The sequence below is a fragment of the Mycobacterium sp. 852002-50816_SCH5313054-b genome, from assembly GCF_001667185.1.
Lineage (GTDB): Bacteria > Actinomycetota > Actinomycetes > Mycobacteriales > Mycobacteriaceae > Mycobacterium.
Genome location: NZ_LZIC01000120.1, coordinates 1 through 18,356 on the forward strand (window position 1 = coordinate 1; position 18,356 = coordinate 18,356).

The window sequence follows — 18,356 nt, forward strand, 5'->3', positions numbered from 1 at the left end:
GGACCGCCCGGGCCGCCGCCTTGCCCGGACGCTCCCGACCCGCCACTGCCGCCGCTGCCCAGCAGGATGCCGCCCGCCCCGCCGGCCTGCCCCGTTCCCGGCGTCCCGTCGGCGCCGTTGCCGATCAAGGGGCGCCCCACCAGCAGCTCGGTGGGCAGGTTGATCACCCCGAGCGCGTCTTGCGCGAGGATCTGCAGCGGGGAGGTGCTCGCGGCCTCGGTGGCGGCATACGCGCCCGCGCTCCGGCTCAGCGCCGCGACGAACTGGGCGTGAAACGCCTCGGCCTGCAGACCGAGCGACTGATAGTCCAGGGCGTGGCCGGAAAACAGCGACGCGATCGCCGCCGACACCTCGTCGCCGGCGGCCGCCACCACCCCGGTGGTCGACGCCGCCGCCGCCCGATGGGCCGCCGCCACCGTCGAACCGATACCGGCGATATCGGCGGCCGCGTCCGTGACGAGTCCGGGCGCCGCGATCACAAACGACATCTCAGAACTCCCAGCGCTATTAGTCGCTCATTGATAGGCGGAGCGTAGTCGTCCGATCGGCGAACCCGGCGGTTTTCGGGGCCGGTCGGACGCGCCTCGAGCGGCTACTAGCCTGGGGATGTGCCAGATCCCGCAACGTATCGCCCCGCGCCCGGGTCCATCCCGGTCGAGCCGGGCGTTTACCGATTCCGGGACGCGCATGGGCGGGTCATCTACGTCGGCAAGGCCAAGAGCCTGCGCAGCAGGCTGACGTCCTACTTCGCCGACATCGCCGGCCTGCACCCGCGAACCCGGCAGATGGTGACCACCGCGGCCAAGGTCGAGTGGACGGTGGTCAACACCGAAGTCGAGGCGCTGCAGCTGGAATACAACTGGATCAAGGAATTCGATCCGCGCTTCAACGTCCGCTACCGCGACGACAAGTCGTACCCGGTGCTGGCCGTCACCCTGGACGAGGAGTTCCCGCGGCTGATGGTTTATCGCGGCCCGCGCCGCAAGGGTGTGCGCTATTTCGGCCCGTACTCCCACGCGTGGGCGATCCGGGAAACGTTGGACCTGCTCACCCGCGTCTTCCCGGCGCGCACCTGCTCGGCCGGAGTCTTCAAGCGGCACAAGCAGATCGACCGCCCTTGCCTGCTCGGGTACATCGAGAAATGCTCGGCGCCGTGCGTCGGCAGGGTCAGTGCCGAGCAGCATCGCCAGATCGTGGACGACTTCTGCGACTTCCTGTCCGGCAAGACCGACCGGTTCGCCCGCGACCTGGAGCAGCAGATGAACGCCGCGGCCCAGCAGCTCGACTTCGAGCGGGCCGCCCGGTTGCGCGACGACCTGTCGGCGCTGAAGCGCGCCATGGAGAAGCAGGCCGTCGTGCTCGGCGACGGCACCGACGCCGACGTGGTCGCGTTCGCCGACGACGACCTGGAGGCGGCGGTGCAGGTGTTCCACGTCCGCGGCGGCCGGGTTCGCGGCCAGCGCGGCTGGATCGTCGAAAAGTCCGGGGACCCCGGGGAATCCGGCGAGGAGCGGTTGGTCGAGCAATTCCTGACCCAGTTCTACGGGGAGCAGGCCGAACTGGGTGGTGCCGCCGACGAATCCACCAACCCCGTCCCGCGCGAGGTGCTGGTGCCGTGCCTGCCGTCCAACGCCGAGGAGCTGACCAGCTGGCTGTCCGGGCTGCGCGGCTCCCGGGTCGCGCTGCGGGTGCCGCGGCGCGGCGACAAGCGCGCGCTCGCCGAAACCGTGCTGCGCAACGCGAAAGAGGCGCTGCAGCAACACAAGCTGAAGCGGGCCGGCGACTTCAATGCGAGATCGGCTGCGCTGCAGAACATTCAGGACGCCCTGGGTCTGGCCGATGCGCCGCTGCGCATCGAATGCGTCGACATCAGCCATGTGCAGGGCACCGACGTGGTGGGCTCGCTGGTGGTATTCGAGGACGGCCTGCCGCGCAAGTCGGATTACCGGCACTTCGGCATCCGGGAGGCGGCCGGGCAGGGGCGCAGCGACGACGTCGCCTCCATCGCCGAGGTGACCCGCCGCCGGTTCGCGCGGCACCTGAGCGAGCAAAAAGACCCCAATATGCTTTCCGCGGAAGGAAAATCGCGCCGCTTCGCCTATCCGCCCAACCTGTTCGTCGTCGACGGCGGCGCACCGCAGGTCAACGCGGCGTCGGCCGTGCTCGACGAACTCGGTGTCACCGACGTCGCGGTCATCGGCCTGGCCAAGCGGCTGGAAGAGATCTGGGTGCCCTCGGAGCCGGACCCGATCATCATGCCGCGCAACAGCGAGGGCCTGTACCTGCTGCAGCGCGTCCGTGACGAGGCACATCGGTTCGCCATCGCCTACCATCGCAGCAAGCGATCCAAGCGAATGACCGCCTCAGCGCTGGATTCGGTGCCAGGATTGGGAGAACATCGCCGCAAGGCGCTGGTAACCCATTTCGGATCGATAGCCCGCCTCAAGGAGGCCACCGTCGACCAGATCACCGCCGTCCCGGGCATCGGCGTGGCCACCGCCACGGCCGTCCTCGAGGCGCTGCGACCCGAGCAACCGGCAGTCGCCGAATGACCAGCCAGGACGAGTTCACCAACAACCACCCGGGCGACGCCTACCCCGAAGACGGGGCCGGCATCGATGTCGTGCTGGTGACGGGGTTGTCGGGCGCCGGGCGGGGCACGGCGGCGAAGGTGCTCGAGGACCTCGGTTGGTACGTGGCCGACAACCTGCCGCCCCAGCTGATCACCCGGATGGTCGATTTCGGGCTGGCGGCCGGGTCGCGGATCACGCAGCTGGCGGTGGTGATGGACGTGCGGTCGCGGGGCTTCACCGGCGATCTCGACGAGGTGCGCAACGAGCTGGCCACCCGCAACATCACCCCGCGCGTGGTGTTTATGGAGGCCTCCGACGACATGCTGGTGCGCCGCTACGAACAGAACCGCCGCAGCCATCCGCTGCAAGGCGAGCAGACCCTGGCCGAGGGCATCGCCGCCGAGCGCAGGATGCTGGCGCCGGTCCGCGCCACCGCCGACCTGATCATCGACACGTCGACGCTGTCGGTGCGGGGGCTGCGGGAGAGCATCGAGCGCGCCTTCGGCGGCGAGATCGGCGCGTCCACCAGCGTCACCGTCGAATCGTTCGGCTTCAAGTACGGCCTGCCGATGGACGCCGACATGGTGATGGACGTCCGGTTCCTGCCCAACCCGCACTGGGTCGACGACCTGCGTCCGCTCACCGGCGAGCATCCGGCCGTGCGCGACTACGTGTTGGGCCAGCCCGGCGCGGCCGAGTTCCTCGACGCCTACCATCGTCTGCTGAACCTCGTTGTCGACGGCTACCGCAGGGAGGGCAAGCGCTACATGACGGTCGCCATCGGCTGTACCGGCGGCAAGCATCGCAGCGTCGCGATCGCCGAGGCATTGATGCAGCTGCTTCGGGGTAACCCCCAGCTGGGGGTGCGGGTGCTGCACCGGGATCTGGGTCGCGAATGAGTGATGGCATCGTTGCCTTGGGGGGCGGACACGGCCTGTATGCGACGCTGTCCGCGGCGCGCCGGCTGACGCCGTATGTCACCGCGGTGGTCACGGTCGCCGACGACGGCGGCTCGTCGGGACGGCTGCGCAGCGAACTGGAGGTGGTCCCGCCCGGCGATCTGCGAATGGCGTTGGCGGCGTTGGCATCCGACAGCCCGTACGGACGGCTGTGGGCGACCATCCTGCAGCACCGATTCGGCGGCAACGGCGCGCTGGCCGGCCACCCGATCGGCAACTTGCTGCTGGCCGGCCTCAACGAGGTGCTGGCCGACCCGGTCGCCGCCCTCGACGAGCTCGGCCGCATCCTCGGCGTCAAGGGCAGGGTGTTGCCGATGTGCCCGATCGCCCTGCAGATCGAGGCCGACGTGTCCGGCCTGGAGGCCGACCCGCGGATCTTCAGCCTGATCCGCGGCCAGGTGGCGATCGCGACCACGCCGGGCAAGGTGCGCCGCGTGCGGCTGCTTCCGTCCAACCCGCCGGCGACCCGACAGGCCGTCGACGCCATCATGGCCGCCGACCTGGTGGTGCTGGGGCCCGGGTCGTGGTTCACCAGCGTGATCCCGCACGTGCTGGTGCCGGGGCTGGCCTCGGCGCTGCGGTCGACCACCGCGCGGCGGGCGCTGGTGCTCAACCTGGTCGCCGAACCGGGGGAGACGGCCGGGTTCTCGGTGGAGCGCCACCTGCACGTGCTGGCCCAGCACGCGCCGGGATTCACCGTGCACGACATCATCATTGACGCCGAGCGGGTGCCGGGTGAGCGCGAACGCGAGCAACTGCGCCGCACCGCGACGCTGCTCGAAGCCGAGGTCCACTTCGCCGACGTGTCCCGACCTGGTACACCTTTACATGACCCGGGCAAGCTCGCGGCGGCGCTCGACGGGGTCCGAGCCGGCCATAGTGGTTTCAAAGGCCCTCAAACCCCTTCGGCGACGACCACGAACGAAATCCGGGTCGACGGTGAGAGGGGTGACGACGCGTGGCCATGACGACCGAAGTCAAGGACGAACTGAGCCGCCTGGTTGTGAAGTCGGTCAGCGCGCGGCGCGCGGAGGTCACGTCCCTGCTGAGGTTCGCCGGCGGGTTGCACATCGTGGGCGGCCGGGTGGTCGTCGAGGCCGAGGTGGACCTGGGCAACGTCGCGCGCCGGCTGCGCAAGGACATCTTCGAGCTCTACGGGTACAACGCCGTCGTGCATGTGTTGTCGGCCAGCGGGATTCGCAAGAGCACCCGGTATGTGCTGCGGGTGGCCAACGACGGCGAGGCGCTGGCAAGGCAGACCGGGCTGCTCGACATGCGGGGCCGTCCGGTGCGCGGGCTGCCGGCCCAGGTGGTCGGCGGCAGCATCGGCGACGCCGAGGCGGCATGGCGGGGGGCTTTTCTGGCCCACGGCTCGCTGACCGAGCCGGGACGTTCGTCGGCGCTGGAGGTCAGCTGCCCCGGGCCGGAGGCCGCGCTGGCGCTGGTGGGCGCGGCGCGCCGGCTGGGGGTCAGCGCGAAGGCGCGCGAGGTGCGTGGGGCCGACCGGGTGGTGGTGCGCGACGGCGAGGCCATCGGCGCCCTGCTGACCCGGATGGGGGCCCAGGACACGCGCCTGATTTGGGAGGAGCGCCGGATGCGCCGCGAGGTCCGCGCGACGGCCAACCGGCTGGCCAATTTCGACGACGCCAACCTGCGCCGCTCGGCGCGCGCGGCGGTCGCGGCGGCCGCCCGGGTGGAGCGTGCGCTGGAGATCCTCGGCGACACCGTCCCGGACCACCTGGCCTCGGCGGGCAAGCTGCGCGTCGAGCACCGGCAGGCCTCCCTGGAGGAGCTGGGCCGGCTGGCCGACCCGCCGATGACGAAAGACGCTGTCGCCGGGCGCATTCGGCGGCTGCTGTCGATGGCCGACCGCAAAGCGAAGGTCGAGGGCATCCCGGACACCGAGTCGGCGGTGACGCCGGACCTCTTGGAGGATGCCTGACGCCGGGCTACGGTCAGGTCATGAAACGGCTTTCAAGCGTTGACGCGGCGTTTTGGTCTGCCGAAACCGCGGGCTGGCACATGCATGTGGGTGCGCTGGCGATCTGCGATCCGAGTGAATGCGACTACAGCTTTGCCCGACTCCGCCAACTGATCATCGAGCGACTGCCGGAACTGCCGCAGTTGCGGTGGCGGGTCACCGGCGCGCCGCTGGGACTGGACCGGCCGTGGTTCGTCGAGGACCAGGAGCTGGACGTCGACTTCCACGTCCGCCGCATCGGCGTTCCCGGTCCGGGCGGTCGCCGCGAGCTCGAGGAGCTGGTGGGGCGGCTGATGTCCTACAAGCTGGACCGCTCCCGACCGCTGTGGGAACTGTGGGTGATCGAGGGCGTCGAGGGCGGGCGGATCGCGACGCTGACCAAGATGCATCACGCCATCGTCGACGGGGTCTCCGGCGCGGGGCTGGGCGAAATCCTCTTGGACGCCACGCCGCAACCCCGGCCGCCGCAAACCGAGACGGTCGGGTCGCTGGTGGGATTGCAGCTTCCGGGGCTGGAGCGGCGAGCTCTGGGCGCCCTGATCAACGTCGGCATCAAAACGCCCTTCCGCGTCGCCCGGCTGGTGGAGCAGACGTTGCGCCAGCAGGTCGCCGCACTGAGCGTCAGCAGCAGGCCGTCACGGTATTTCGACGCGCCCAAGACCCGGTTCAACGCATCCGTGTCGCCGCACCGGCGGGTCAGTGGCTGCCGCGTCGAGCTGGCCCGGGCCAAGGCCGTCAAGGACGCGTACGGAGTCAAGCTCAACGACGTCGTGCTCGCGCTCGTGGCCGGCGCCGCCCGCGATTACTTACAGAAGCGTGGTGAGCTGCCCGCCAAACCGCTCATCGCGCAGATCCCCGTCTCCACCCGCACCGACGAGACCAAGAGCGACGTCGGCAACAAGGTGGGCTCGATGACCGCGTCCCTGGCGACCGACATCGAGGACCCGGCCGAGCGGCTGCGGGTCATTCACGAAAGCACCCAGAGCGCCAAGTTGATGGCCAAGGCGTTGTCTGCGCACCAGATCATGGGGCTGACCGAGACCACGCCGCCCGGGCTGCTGCAGTTGGCCGCGCGCGCCTACACGGCCAGTGGGCTGTCGCGAAACCTGGCCCCTATCAACCTGGTCGTGTCCAACGTCCCCGGTCCGCCGTTCCCGTTGTACATGGCCGGCGCCAAGCTGGACTCGCTGGTGCCGCTCGGGCCGCCCGTCATGGACGTCGCCCTGAACATCACCTGCTTCTCCTACCAGGACTACCTGGACTTCGGCTTCGTGACGACGCCCGAAGTGGCCAACGACATCGACGATATGGCCGATCGCATCGAGCCGGCGCTGACCGAGCTGGAGTAGGCGGCGGCTCGGGAGTGAGCGGCCAAGGCGTGTCTGACAAACGGGTCAGCCCGATGGTGATTGCCCTGAGCACAGCGGCGGCACGGTAGACGATCGCGAGTTTGTCGTAGCGGGTAGCCAGGCCGCGTCGTTGCCTGACGACGTCGAAGTTTCGGTCAAGGACGTTGCGGCGCTTGTAGTCCGCGACCCGTACTTGTGATTCTCCCTTGGCATGGCAGCAGCGTCGGGCGAGGGTTGGACCTCGCCCTGCCCGTCGGGCCGGCGGGCGGTAAAGCGGCCGACGCGTCCCTTACTGTTTCGGCCTGCCATCAGGATTGCCGGTTATTGCGAGAAAGTTGAAAGAGATTCACTGCGGCCAAAAACATCAAGGACAAGGGGATGAATGGGGGCTTTATTTTTAGAGGGAGCACATTTGCCGGCACCTCCGGGTGTAAATGCACATAGGTGGCACCCCCCATGTTGGCGATCAGCCCCGCCGAGGCGGCGGATACGATCGGGCTGAAGAGTTTTGAGGGCTTCCGTTGTAAGCGGGAAGCCGAAAGTAGGCTGAGGCCAATGGATATTTCTCCGGCGATACCCATGGGAATGCTTAATCGCGGCAGGCCACTTTTGGTGATTTGAACATCGAACCACGTGCGAAATGGGTCGAAGAGTTTCAGGAAGCCAAACGAGAACATCATCGAACCAAGAAACATCGAATTATACTTCAGGATTTTATTATCTGAAGCCGGCTTCATGATTTCCTCCCTCGCAGGTTCGGCGGCGCCGCGGCCGACGCCGGCGGCCGGCTATTTGCGGTGTCGCTCACCGCGCGTCCGGGTGTTCGGTCACATATCGGATGAAGCCGATCACATCGTCGGCGACCAGGCGGCCGATGGCGCCGCTCGAGTAGACGGCTGAGGGTTAGCCGGATCACGTGGAAATTGTGCTGAAGTGAAAGTGGACTATCAAGTCCAATCCGAATACGCTTCGCGTATGTCATCAAAGGAGCGCCCCAGCGCTGCGCGGTTGACGACTCGCGGCGCGGCAACCAGAGCGCGCATCGTCGCTGCGGCGGCGTCCCTCGTCCGCAGGCAGGGGGTGGCCGGGACGAGCCTGGACGACGTGATGGCTGCGACCGGCACGAGCAAGTCGCAGCTGTATCACTACTTCGCCAACAAGGACGCGCTCGTTCACGAGGTCGTGAAGACCCAACTGGGCCTCGTCATCGCGGCCCAGCAGCCCGATCTGGGCGAGGTCTCGTCGTGGGAGGGGTTGGTGCGCTGGTGTGATCACGTCGTGGCCATGACGCGTGCGACGGAAGGTGTCGGCGGTTGTCCGCTGGGCTCGCTCGTAGGCGAGCTTGCCGAACAGTCCGATTCGGCGCGCCGCGAGCTTGCGCAGGCCTTCGCCGACTGGCAGTCCTATCTGTCCACGGGGTTGGCGACCATGCGCGACAATGGCGAACTCTCCGCAGAAGCCGACCCCGCCGAGCTCGCATTGACCGTGATGAGTGCCCTGCAAGGCGGACTGCTGATGGCGCAGACCATGCGCAGCGCCCGACCTGTCGAACTGGCCGTGAACATGGCGCTCGGGCACATCAGCGCCTATCGGCGCGCCCCGAAGCAGGCACGACGGCGCCATCCGTGAAGCCACCAACACCATGCATGCACGCGGGGCAGGGCAGCTCAGCTTCTCATTGGTGCTGAGAGCCTAAGATTAACCATGTATTGACGGGATCCCCAGGCCCTCAACGGCGTTGAAAAACGCAGACGCGCAATTATCAGTCCCGGTCGGGCGGATTCGTCGCGTACACCCAGGACAGGAAGCGGGCCACGGCCTCGGCCGATCGGTGCGCGCGCGGGGAACTGAAGATGTCGAAAGCGTGTTGGGCGTGCGGCAATTCGGCGTAGGCGACGGGGGACTTCGACACCGCGCGCAGTTCCTCGACGAACTCCTGCGCCTCGCCGACCGGGATGAGCGAATCGTCGCGGCCGTGCAGCACGAAAAACGGTGGTGCGTCGGCCCGTAGCTCGCGGATAGGCGAGGCGTCCAGATAAATGTGGCGGTGGGTGGCGAATTTCCTTTTGACGACGAACCTTTCGAGCAGCCCGATGAACTCCGGACGCCCCTCGCCGTGGGTGGAGAACCAGTCGTAGCGCCCGTACACCGGGACGGCGGCGGTCACCGAGGTGTCCGCCTCCTCGAAGCCCGGTTGGAATTTCGGGTCGTTGGGGGTCAGCGCCGCGAGCGCGGACAGGTGGCCGCCGGCGGATCCGCCCGTGATCGCCACGAAGTTCGGATCGCCGCCGAAGCGGGCGATGTTCTCCTTGACCCAGGCCAACGCCCGCTTGACGTCGACGATGTGGTCGGGCCAGGTGTGCACGGGCGAGACCCGGTAGCCGATCGACACGCACACCCAGCCGCGGGCGGCCAGGTGGCTCATCAGCGGGTAGGCCTGGGGGCGGCGCATGCCGATCATCCACGCGCCGCCCGGCACCTGCAGCAGCACCGGCGCCTTGCCGTCGCGCGGCAGGTCGCGGCGCCGCCAGATGTCGGCCAAATTGGCGCGCCCGTGCGGCCCGTAGGACACCACGTTGGTCTTCTCGACGTAGCGCCGCCGCGCCACGGTGTTGCCCAGCGGCAGGGTGCGCCGGCCGCTGCTAGTGGGCTGCGTCTGGGGCAGCGCCTCGAGCGCCTCGGTGTAGTCGTGGCCCAACTGCTCGCGCAGGCCTGACTCCAGCACCGGGCCCGGCGTCGTGACGCCGCGGTAGCGGATCACCGCCAGGATGGCCCAGGACGCGGCCGTCATCGCCAGCGCCGCCTTGCCGCGTCGCCCGGCGAAGTCGCCCCGCCGACCGCGCCGCAGCGCGTCCACCAGCGAGGCGGAGAAGTACACCCCCGGCACCTCCGACGTCGGCCAGCCGAACCAGAACACCAGCACGGTGCTGTACCCCTTGCGGGCCAGCGGTCGTAATCCGTTGGCGGCGTTGGCCAATTCCAGCGCGGCCCGCGCTAGCGGCCTCGGCTGTCTGATCTTGAATCGCATCAGCCGCCGACCCGTGCCTGCAGCTCGTTGCGGAGGATCTTGCCGGTGCTGCCGCGGGGCAGCTCGTCGAGGACGGTGATCTCGCGGGGCGCCTTGTAGTTGGCCAGGTTCTCGCGCACGTGCTGCTTGAGCGTGTCGACGGTGGCGCCGGAGCCCGGGGCCAGCACCACGAAGGCCGCCAGCCGCTGGCCGTACTGCTCGTCGCTCACGCCGATCACCGCGGCCTCCGCCACGTCGGGGTGTGCCGCCAGCGTCTTCTCCACCTCGATCGGGTAGACGTTCTCGCCGCCGGACACGATCATCTCGTCGTCGCGTCCGACGACGAACAGGCGCCCGGCGGCGTCGAGGTAACCGACGTCGCCCGACGACATGTAACCGGCGTGGAAGTCCTTCGTGCTGCCCGACGTGTAGCCCTCGAACTGGGTGTCGTTGCGCACGTAGATGGTGCCGACCTCGCCGGTGGGCAGCTCGTTGAAATCGGGGTCCAGGATCCGGATTTCGGTTCCGCCCGCCGCTCGGCCCGCGGTGTCGGGGGCGGCCCGCAGGTCCGCCGGGGTGGCGGTGGCGATCATGCCGGCCTCGGTGGCATTGTAGTTGTTGTAGATCACGTCGCCGAACTGGTCCATGAACGCGATGACGACGTCGGGGCGCATCCGCGACCCGGACGCCGCGGCGAACCGTAACGACTTGCAGCTGTAGCGATTTCGCACCTCGGCGGGCAGCTCCATGATGCGGTCGAACATCACCGGCACCACCGCCAGGCCGGTCGCCCGGTGGCGGTCGATGAGGTCCAGGGTGGCCTCCGGGTCGAACTTGCGCCGGGTGACCACGGTGCAGGCCATCGACGCGGCGAAGATCAGCTGCGAAAAGCCCCACGCGTGGAACATGGGCGCCACGATCACAACGGTTTCCTCGGCTCGCCACGGTGTGCGGTCCAAAATCGCCTTGAGCGTGCCCACCCCGGCGTTGCCGCCGGTCTGGTTGGCGCCCTTGGGTGTTCCGGTGGTGCCGGAGGTCAGCAGGATCATCCTGCCCTTGCGTCCGGTGCGGTCCGGCCGTCGGCCGGCGTGGTCGGCGATCAGCCGCTCGACGGTCGCGCCGGGCTGCCCGTCGGAGGTCCATGCCAGGATCCGGGTGGCGTCCGGCTTGTCGGCCAGCGCGCGATCGACGGTCTCGGTGAACTCCTCGTCGTACACGACGGCGTCGACGCCCTCGCGGTTGACCACCTCGGCCAGGGCCGGCCCGGCGAACGACGTGTTGAGTAGCACGACGTCGGAGCCGATCCGGTTGACGGCCACCACCGCCTCGACGAAGCCACGGTGGTTGCGGCACATGATCCCGACGACCTTGGGCTGACCCGAGGGCAGGGCCTGCAGCGCCGCGGCGAACGCGTTGCTCCGCTCGTCGAGCTGCCGCCAGGTCAGCGTGCCCAGCTCGTCGACCAGGCCGGGACGGTCCGGGCAGCGGGCCGCCGCGCTGGCGAAGCCCACGGTCATGCCCAGGCCTTCGCGGCGCATGGCGGCGGCCATCTTCAGGTAGCGGTCGGGCCGCATCGGGGCGATCATCCCGGCGCGCCATAGGGTGCCTAAGACACCGAAGCCGCCGAGCGCCTGGTTGACGGGGGAGGCCATGGCTCAGCCCAGGATCGGGAAACGTCGTTTGGCGGCGAGCTCGTCGAGCGCCTGCTGCATCACCGCCCGCACGTGCTCGTCGACCTCGTCGACGTCCGGGTCGTCGCCGAACTGCGCGGCGATGTCGATGGGTGGCAGCACCTGCGTCACGATCTTGGCGGGAAGCGGCACATTGGGCGGCACGACGGCGCTCAGCCCGAACGGGAAGCCGAACGACAGCGGCAGAATTGCGCTGCGCAGCAAGCGCTTTATGCCCAGGCGCTCGGCCAGCCAGGTGCCCCGGGTCAGGTAGAGCTGGGTCTCCTGGCCGCCGATCGACACGGCGGGGACGATGGGCACGCCGGCCTCGATCGCCGTGCTGACGTATCCCCTCCGGCCGTTGAAGTCGATGACGTTCTCCGAGAGCGTCGGCCGGTACGCGTCGTAATCGCCGCCGGGAAAGACGACCACCACGCCCCCCGACCGCAGCGCCTTGGCCGCGTTCTCCCGGTTGGCCCGGATGTAACCGGTGCGCCTGAACAGCGACGCCGTGGGGCCGGTCATCAGGATGTCGTGGCTCAGCGTGTAGACCGGCCGGCCGTAACCGAACTTCTCGTAGAATCCGACGCTGAAGATCGGGACGTCCATGGGGAACATGCCCCCGGAGTGGTTGCCCACCACCAGCGCCCCACCCGGCGGGAATGAATCCAAGCCGTGCACCTCGGACCGGAAATACGCCTTGAGGAACGGGCGCATCACGCCCATCAGGCGCTGGGTCAGACCGGGGTCGAACTTTTCGATGTCCTCGATGTCTGGGCTGTCGCTGTCGGTCACGTCTCTCCTCGTGGCTCTGGCGGGCCGCAATGCCCGTCGAGTCCCTCGATGGTAGCGACCGGGACCCGGGCCGCCGGCGCGATGCTTTTCCCGGTCTTGTACCCCAGGTGAGTTCGGCCCAACCTACAACGGAGGTATCCCGGGCCCGGGCCTATGGCGCCGGCCTGATCGGGGGGTTATTGTTACCTCTCGCCGAACACCCGACCCGCAGCTGAGAGGGCCGAAATGGACGTCGCCGGTTTGTCCGACGAGCACGGTACCCGCCCGGCACCGGGGCACGGTTCGGGTGGCGTTCGGGACCGGCGCGCGCGGTCGCCCCGCAGCAGCGCGGTCCGCCCAGGCCCCGTCAATGTCCGCCAAGGAGGGGCCATGCCTGCCGTGACCATGAACCGCCACGCCCGCAATGTCACGCTGTCGCCCGCGGCGGTCGAGACGGCCGATCACCGGCAGGCCGACTACTTCCGCCGGATCCTGGTCCAGAGCCGCCGCCACATCGACCACCGGCTCAGTGAGTACCGGAAGGCGATCGCGGCCGCGGAGGCCGCCGGCGACGCGGAGGGCGCCGGCAGCCTGCGGCGCATGGCGCGCGGTGAAGAGCGGGAACGCGACGCCCTGGACGGCATGATCGAAAACCTGCAGCGCCGATTTCCGCACCGGGCGCGGCCCGCGGCCCGCTAGGCCCGCGCCCCAAACGGGCTGGGCGTCAGCGATTCTCGTTGACCCATACCGCTGGTCCGTCGCTGCGGATAGATTGTATTGGCCAGCTGGCTTCACCTCGGACTTTAGGGCCGCCCATGGGATTCATGTCACCGGAGCTACCGGACGTCGACCCCGAAACCTGGCGGACGCTGCCACGGGCAACGCGGCTGCAGGTCGTGACCCGGCACTGGGCCGAACACGGCTTCGGCACCCCCTATGCGGTGTACCTGTTGTACCTGCTCAAGATCGCCCTGTACGTCGCGGCACCGGCCGCGATCATCTCGCTGACACCCGGCCTGGGCGGGCTGGGCCGCATCGGCGACTGGTGGACGCAGCCGATCGTGTACCAGAAATTCATCGTGTTCACGCTGCTGTTCGAGGTCCTCGGTTTCGGCTGCGGCTCGGGCCCGCTGACCGGTCGGTTCATGCCGCCCATCGGTGGGTTCCTGTATTGGTTGCGTCCCAACACGATTCGGCTGCCCGCGTGGCCGGGCAAGGTCCCGCTCACCAGCGGTGACAACCGCACCGTCGTCGACATCGCCCTGTATGCCGCCGTGCTGATCGGCGGGGTGTGGGCGCTGGTGTCGCCCGGGCCCCTGATCGACCCGGTCCGGGTGGTGCCGACGATCGTCGCGCTGGCGGTGCTCGGTCTGCGGGACAAGACGATCTTCCTGGCCGCGCGCGGCGAACACTATTGGCTGAAGCTGTTCGTTTTCTTCTTCCCGTTCACCGATCAGATTGCGGCCTACAAGATCATCATCGTGTGCCTGTGGTGGGGAGCGGCGACCTCCAAGCTCAACCACCACTTTCCCTACGTGGTCTCCGTGATGACGAGCAACAACGCCCTGTTGCGGCCCAAGCTGTTCAATCCCCTCAAGCACGCGCTCTACCTCGACCACGTCAACGACCTGCGCCCGTCGTGGTTGCCGAAGGCGATGGCCCATATCGGCGGCACCACGGCGGAATTCGTGGTTCCGACGCTGCTGGTGTTTGTCGCCGGCGATCAACCCTGGCGATGGTTCCTCATCGGGTTCATGGTGATCTTCCACCTCAACATCCTGTCCAACCTCCCGATGGGAGTTCCGTTGGAGTGGAACGTGTTCTTCATCTTCTCGCTGTTCTATCTGTTCGGGCACTACGGCGCGATCCGCGCCACGGACCTGCGGTCGCCCCTGCTGCTCGCCCTCATCGCCGTCGCGGTGGCCATTGTGGTCGCGGGAAACATGTTCCCGGAAAAGATTTCGTTCCTCCCGGCGATGCGCTACTACGCGGGCAACTGGGCCACCAGCATATGGTGCTTCCGGGCCGGCGCCGAGGACAAGATCGAGGCAAGCGTCGTGAAAAGCTCTGCGCTCGTGGTGAATCAGCTGGCCAAGCTCTACGGTGCGGGGACCGCCGAAATGATGTCCGACAAGGTGGCCGCATTCCGGGCGATGCACACGCATGGCAGGGCACTGAATGGGCTATTGCCCCGCGCGATCGACAACGAGGCCGATTACAGCATGCGCGAGGGCGAAGTGGTTGCCGGGCCGCTGGTCGGATGGAACTTCGGCGAGGGTCACCTGCACAACGAGCAACTGCTCGAAGCCGTGCAACGCCGGTGTCGGTTCGAGGACGGCGATGTCCGCGTCATCGTGCTCGAAGGCCAACCGATCCACATCCAAAAGCAGTGGTACCGCATCCTGGACGCCAAGACCGGGCTGATCGAGGCGGGCTACGTGGAGGTCGCGGACATGCTGACCCGCCAGCCGTGGCCGGAGCCCGGTGACGAGTTCCCCGTCCACCTCACCACGCAACCGGTCGTTCACGGCGAGTCGTGACCAAGGCGGTCGTCGTCGGGGCCGGGCCCAATGGCCTCGCCGCGGCGATCCACCTGGCCCGGCACGGCGTCGACGTGCACGTGCTGGAGGCCCGCGACACGGTCGGCGGGGGAGCGCGCTCGGGTGAGCTGACGGTGCCCGGCGTCATCCACGACCACTGCTCGGCGACCCACCCGTTCGGCGTCGGCTCGCCGTTCTGGGGACAGATCGGGCTGGAAAGCCATGGGCTGGTGTGGAAGTGGCCCGAAATCGACTGTGCGCACCCGCTGGACGATGGCAGCGCGGGCGTGTTGTATCGGTCGATCGAGGCGACGGCGGCCGGCATGGGGCCGGACGGGAAACGGTGGCGGCGCGCCTTCGGGGACCTCGCGGCGGGATTCGACGAGCTCGCCGAGGATTTCTTTCGGCCGATCCTGCATCTTCCGCGGCACCCGGTGCGCGTCGCCCTGTTCGGTCCGCGGGCGCTGCTACCCGCGACCGCGCTGGCCCGGTGGTTTCGTACCGAGCGGGCGCGCGCGTTGTTCGGCGGCGCGTCCGCGCACATGTTCACCCGGCTGGACCGGCCGCTCACCGCGGCCATGGGGCTGATGTTCCTGGCCGGCGGGCACCGCCACGGGTGGCCCGTCGCCGAGGGGGGATCCGGGTCGATCATCCGGGCGCTGGCCGCGGTCCTGGCGGCGCACGGCGGCACCGTGAGCACTTCAGTGACCGTCGCCGACCGCCGCGACGTCCCCGCCGCCGACATCGTCATGCTCGACCTCAGCCCGGCCGCGGCGCTGAAGATCTACGGCGACGTCATGCCCGGACGCGTCGCGCGCTCCTACCGGCGCTACCGGCAGGGGTCCTCGGCGTTCAAAGTCGACTTCGCGATCGAGGGCCACATCCCGTGGACCAACCCCGAGTGCCGCCGCGCCGGGACGGTGCACCTCGGCGGCACGTTCGCCGAGACCGTGGACACCGAACGCCAACGCGCGCAAGGCAAGATGGCGCGGCGGCCGTTCGTGCTCGTCGGGCAGCAGTACCTGCCCGACCCGTCCCGCTCGTCGGGCAATGTCAACCCGATCTGGGCCTACGCCCACGTGCCGTTCGGCTACACCGGCGATGCGACGGCCGCGGTCACCGACCAGATTGAGCGGTTCGCCCCGGGCTTCCGCGACCGCGTCACCGCGACCGTCAGCACGGGCACCGCCGACCTGGCGGCCTACAACCCTAACTACATCGGAGGGGACATCCTCGGCGGCGCCAACGACCGGTTCCAGGTCATCCTGCGCCCGCGGATCGCGGTCAACCCGTACGCGACCGGCGTGCCGGGCGTCTACCTGTGCTCGCAGTCGACGCCGCCGGGAGCCGGCATCCACGGGCTGTGCGGGTATCACGCCGCCGAGTCGGCGCTGCGGTGGCTCACCGTAGCCAAAACGTGACTCAGAATTGACCAATTACGCACGCGCCCTTGCGCTTCCGCTGGTCACCCCACCTTTACCATCCCTATTACAACTGTGTCAGTTGAAGGAATAGGTCAGAACTTAAGGAATTGGAGCCATGCGGGCGGTTGTTCGGTGTGTGCTCGCCGGGATCGGGATCGCTGCGAGTGTGGTGGCGGGGCCGGTCGACGTGCGCCTGGCGGCGGTCAGCCGGCCGTACGGCCTCGCCATCGCGTCGGTGCTGCCTGCGCGCGGTTCGGTGGTGGGCGTGGCGCACCCGGTGGTGGTGACCTTCGGCGCGCCGGTCACCAACCGGCGCGCGGCGGAGCGCGCCGTCCAGGTCACCTCGGCGCCGCCGATGACCGGCAAGTACGAATGGCTCGACGACGACGTGGTGCGGTGGGTTCCCGACCGGTTCTGGCCGGCGCACAGCGCGGTGGCGCTCTCGGTGGGCGGCCTGGCCACGGAATTTCAGACGGGTCCCGCCGTCGTCGGCGTTGCCAACATCGCGGACCACACCTTCAAGGTGACCATCGACGGGGTCGCGTCGGGGCCGCTGCCCGCGCCGCACCACCGGCCCCACTGGGGTGAAGAGGGTGTGCTGCCCGCCTCGATGGGCAGGCCCGAGTACCCGACGCCGGTCGGCTCCTACACCGTGCTGTCGAAGGAACGCACGGTGATCATGGACTCGAGCAGCGTCGGCATCCCCGTCGACGATCCCGACGGCTACCGCATTCCGGTCGACTACGCCGTCCGCTTCACCAGCCGGGGCCTCTTCGTCCATTCGGCTCCGTGGGCCGTCAACGCGATGGGGCTCGAGAACGTCAGCCACGGCTGCATCAGCCTGAGCCCCGAGGATGCGGAGTGGTACTACAACACGGTTCACGTCGGCGACCCGGTGATCGTGCAGGACTCGCCGCCGCCACCGCAGCGCCAAGGGCCGCCGCTGCTCTGGGAGGCCCCACCGAGCTAGCGTGCGAATCCGCTGTTGCTCGTTGGCTTTTCATCGCCCCACAACGGAGCGGACCCGCTGGATTTAACCCCAGCGGGTCCGCGTAATCCGTGGAGGGCCCGCCTCAGTGCGCCGGGCCGGGCGCAATCGGCTGACCGGACACCGGGCCGCCGGCCGGCGCCGGGCCGATCGGCTCGCCCTTACCGGTCCCGGCCATGTCGATGATCGGAGCGGCCACCGGCGCGGCAGCATCCAGCGGACCGCCGGCCAGCGCAATCAGTGGGGCACCAACCGGCACCACCGGGACGGGAGCTCCCACCGGGATCGGCGCGCCCACCGGGATCGGCGCGCCCACCGGCACCGGTGCACCCACCGGCACCGGCGCGCCCACGGGGACCGGGGCGCCCACCGGGACCGGCGCGCCGGCAGGCACCGGTGGCCCGAGCGCGATCAGCGGCACACCGGCCGGCACCACCGGAACCGGTCCGGGCGCAACCAGCGGCACACCTGACATGTCGGTGATCGGGGCGCTCGACGTGCATACCGTGGCGGCCGGTGCCGGTCCGCCGGGAGCCGGTGCGGGTCCCGCGGGTGCGGGTCCGACCACTCCCGGCGCGCCGGCGCCCAGTGGCACGCCGCCGGCCACCGGTCCGGCGACTGCCGGCGCGCCGGCCTCGCCCGACTGCCCCTGGATGCACGCATAGCCGCCGGTTTTCAGCGGGGCGGCCGTCGCATCCGGGCTCAACGCTATTGCGGCCCCGCACAGTCCGGCGATGGCACCAACCGTGATGTTGAACCGATCAAAGCCCGTCATCAACCTCGACTCCTTTAGCATTCGCAAATCAAATGCGGCAGCAGAACCGCATAGCCGTACCGCAGCCGTGTCGAATGTATGGCTTGGCATTCCTATTGGACACGCGACGATTCCGGGGCTTATCGAACCGATACAAAGGAGACACGCTCCGGTTACCAGCGGGTTTTGTATGCCGGCCCAGTGGGCGGTCGATTCCTACGGGCAGCAGTCTTTCGCCGCGGCGGGGAGTCCGGCGCTCTTACCGGCGCGCGGCGGTGTTTCGTGCTGATCTAGGCTGACGACGAGCGCTCATCAGCGGACATAGAAAGACAGGGAG

16 protein-coding genes are annotated in these 18,356 nt (G+C 68.8%); 10 read left to right on the forward strand and 6 right to left on the reverse strand.

What is annotated here, in order from left to right:
* A partial coding sequence (locus A5787_RS21930; RefSeq protein WP_082977379.1) for a PE family protein occupies positions 1 to 488 on the reverse strand: 488 nt, incomplete at its 3' end.
* A 120-nt stretch (positions 489 to 608) separates the two neighbouring features.
* On the opposite strand from A5787_RS21930, the gene uvrC reads away from it, so the two are divergent.
* Genes uvrC through A5787_RS21955 form a run of 5 tightly spaced genes read left to right on the forward strand, consistent with a single transcriptional unit; the run spans position 609 to position 6,862 of the window.
* Positions 609 to 2,552 carry an excinuclease ABC subunit UvrC gene (gene uvrC, locus A5787_RS21935; RefSeq protein WP_066970939.1) on the forward strand — a complete coding sequence of 648 codons (1,944 nt, stop codon included), beginning with the start codon at positions 609 to 611 and terminating at the stop codon, positions 2,550 to 2,552.
* Complete coding sequence (gene rapZ, locus A5787_RS21940) at positions 2,549 to 3,472, forward strand: RNase adapter RapZ (protein ID WP_066970941.1); 924 nt, start codon at positions 2,549 to 2,551, stop codon at positions 3,470 to 3,472. The genes uvrC and rapZ overlap by 4 nt, the downstream gene beginning before the upstream one ends.
* Positions 3,469 to 4,500 carry a YvcK family protein gene (locus tag A5787_RS21945; RefSeq protein WP_066970943.1) on the forward strand — a complete coding sequence of 344 codons (1,032 nt, stop codon included), beginning with the start codon at positions 3,469 to 3,471 and terminating at the stop codon, positions 4,498 to 4,500. Before rapZ ends, A5787_RS21945 begins: the two co-directional genes overlap by 4 nt.
* Positions 4,497 to 5,474, forward strand: a complete 978-nt coding sequence (gene whiA / locus A5787_RS21950; protein ID WP_066970980.1) for a DNA-binding protein WhiA — start codon at positions 4,497 to 4,499, stop codon at positions 5,472 to 5,474. Before A5787_RS21945 ends, whiA begins: the two co-directional genes overlap by 4 nt.
* Before the next feature lie 20 nt (positions 5,475 to 5,494).
* Positions 5,495 to 6,862 carry a wax ester/triacylglycerol synthase family O-acyltransferase gene (locus A5787_RS21955; protein WP_066970945.1) on the forward strand — a complete coding sequence of 456 codons (1,368 nt, stop codon included), beginning with the start codon at positions 5,495 to 5,497 and terminating at the stop codon, positions 6,860 to 6,862.
* A gap of 308 nt (positions 6,863 to 7,170) precedes the next feature.
* On the opposite strand, the gene A5787_RS27480 is transcribed toward A5787_RS21955, so the two are convergent.
* A complete protein-coding gene (locus A5787_RS27480; protein ID WP_156764074.1) occupies positions 7,171 to 7,599 on the reverse strand; it encodes a hypothetical protein in 429 nt (142 codons plus the stop codon).
* Positions 7,600 to 7,795: 196 nt separating this feature from the next.
* Here A5787_RS27480 and A5787_RS21960 point away from each other — a divergent pair, with 196 nt between their 5' ends.
* Entirely contained in the window at positions 7,796 to 8,491 is a 696-nt protein-coding gene (locus A5787_RS21960; protein WP_231994112.1) for a TetR/AcrR family transcriptional regulator, read from the forward strand.
* 133 nt (positions 8,492 to 8,624) lie between these two features.
* On the opposite strand, the gene A5787_RS21965 is transcribed toward A5787_RS21960, so the two are convergent.
* Genes A5787_RS21965 through A5787_RS21975 form a run of 3 tightly spaced genes read right to left on the reverse strand, consistent with a single transcriptional unit; the run spans position 8,625 to position 12,334 of the window.
* A complete protein-coding gene (locus A5787_RS21965) occupies positions 8,625 to 9,890 on the reverse strand; it encodes an alpha/beta hydrolase (RefSeq protein ID WP_066970949.1) in 1,266 nt (421 codons plus the stop codon).
* Positions 9,890 to 11,521, reverse strand: a complete 1,632-nt coding sequence (gene fadD12, locus A5787_RS21970) for an acyl-CoA ligase FadD12 (RefSeq protein WP_066970951.1) — start codon at positions 11,519 to 11,521, stop codon at positions 9,890 to 9,892. The genes A5787_RS21965 and fadD12 overlap by 1 nt, the downstream gene beginning before the upstream one ends.
* Positions 11,522 to 11,524: 3 nt before the next feature.
* A complete protein-coding gene (locus A5787_RS21975; protein ID WP_066970953.1) occupies positions 11,525 to 12,334 on the reverse strand; it encodes a 1-acyl-sn-glycerol-3-phosphate acyltransferase in 810 nt (269 codons plus the stop codon).
* 369 nt (positions 12,335 to 12,703) lie between these two features.
* Between A5787_RS21975 and A5787_RS27030 the strand changes: the two genes are divergently transcribed.
* From A5787_RS27030 to A5787_RS21995, 4 genes are all read left to right on the forward strand, one after another.
* Positions 12,704 to 13,012 (forward strand): hypothetical protein, encoded by a 309-nt coding sequence (locus A5787_RS27030; protein ID WP_156764075.1) that lies wholly within the window; start codon positions 12,704 to 12,706, stop codon positions 13,010 to 13,012.
* A gap of 116 nt (positions 13,013 to 13,128) precedes the next feature.
* Positions 13,129 to 14,853 (forward strand): DUF3556 domain-containing protein, encoded by a 1,725-nt coding sequence (locus A5787_RS21985; RefSeq protein WP_066970957.1) that lies wholly within the window; start codon positions 13,129 to 13,131, stop codon positions 14,851 to 14,853.
* Complete coding sequence (locus A5787_RS21990) at positions 14,850 to 16,274, forward strand: NAD(P)/FAD-dependent oxidoreductase (RefSeq protein ID WP_066970959.1); 1,425 nt, start codon at positions 14,850 to 14,852, stop codon at positions 16,272 to 16,274. Before A5787_RS21985 ends, A5787_RS21990 begins: the two co-directional genes overlap by 4 nt.
* A gap of 118 nt (positions 16,275 to 16,392) precedes the next feature.
* Positions 16,393 to 17,247 carry an Ig-like domain-containing protein gene (locus tag A5787_RS21995; RefSeq protein WP_066970961.1) on the forward strand — a complete coding sequence of 285 codons (855 nt, stop codon included), beginning with the start codon at positions 16,393 to 16,395 and terminating at the stop codon, positions 17,245 to 17,247.
* Positions 17,248 to 17,350: 103 nt separating this feature from the next.
* On the opposite strand, the gene A5787_RS22000 is transcribed toward A5787_RS21995, so the two are convergent.
* The gene (locus A5787_RS22000; protein ID WP_066970963.1) at positions 17,351 to 18,040 is read right to left on the reverse strand and encodes a beta-xylosidase; all 690 of its coding nucleotides are present in this window, start codon (positions 18,038 to 18,040) and stop codon (positions 17,351 to 17,353) included.
* Positions 18,041 to 18,356 lie beyond the last annotated feature (316 nt).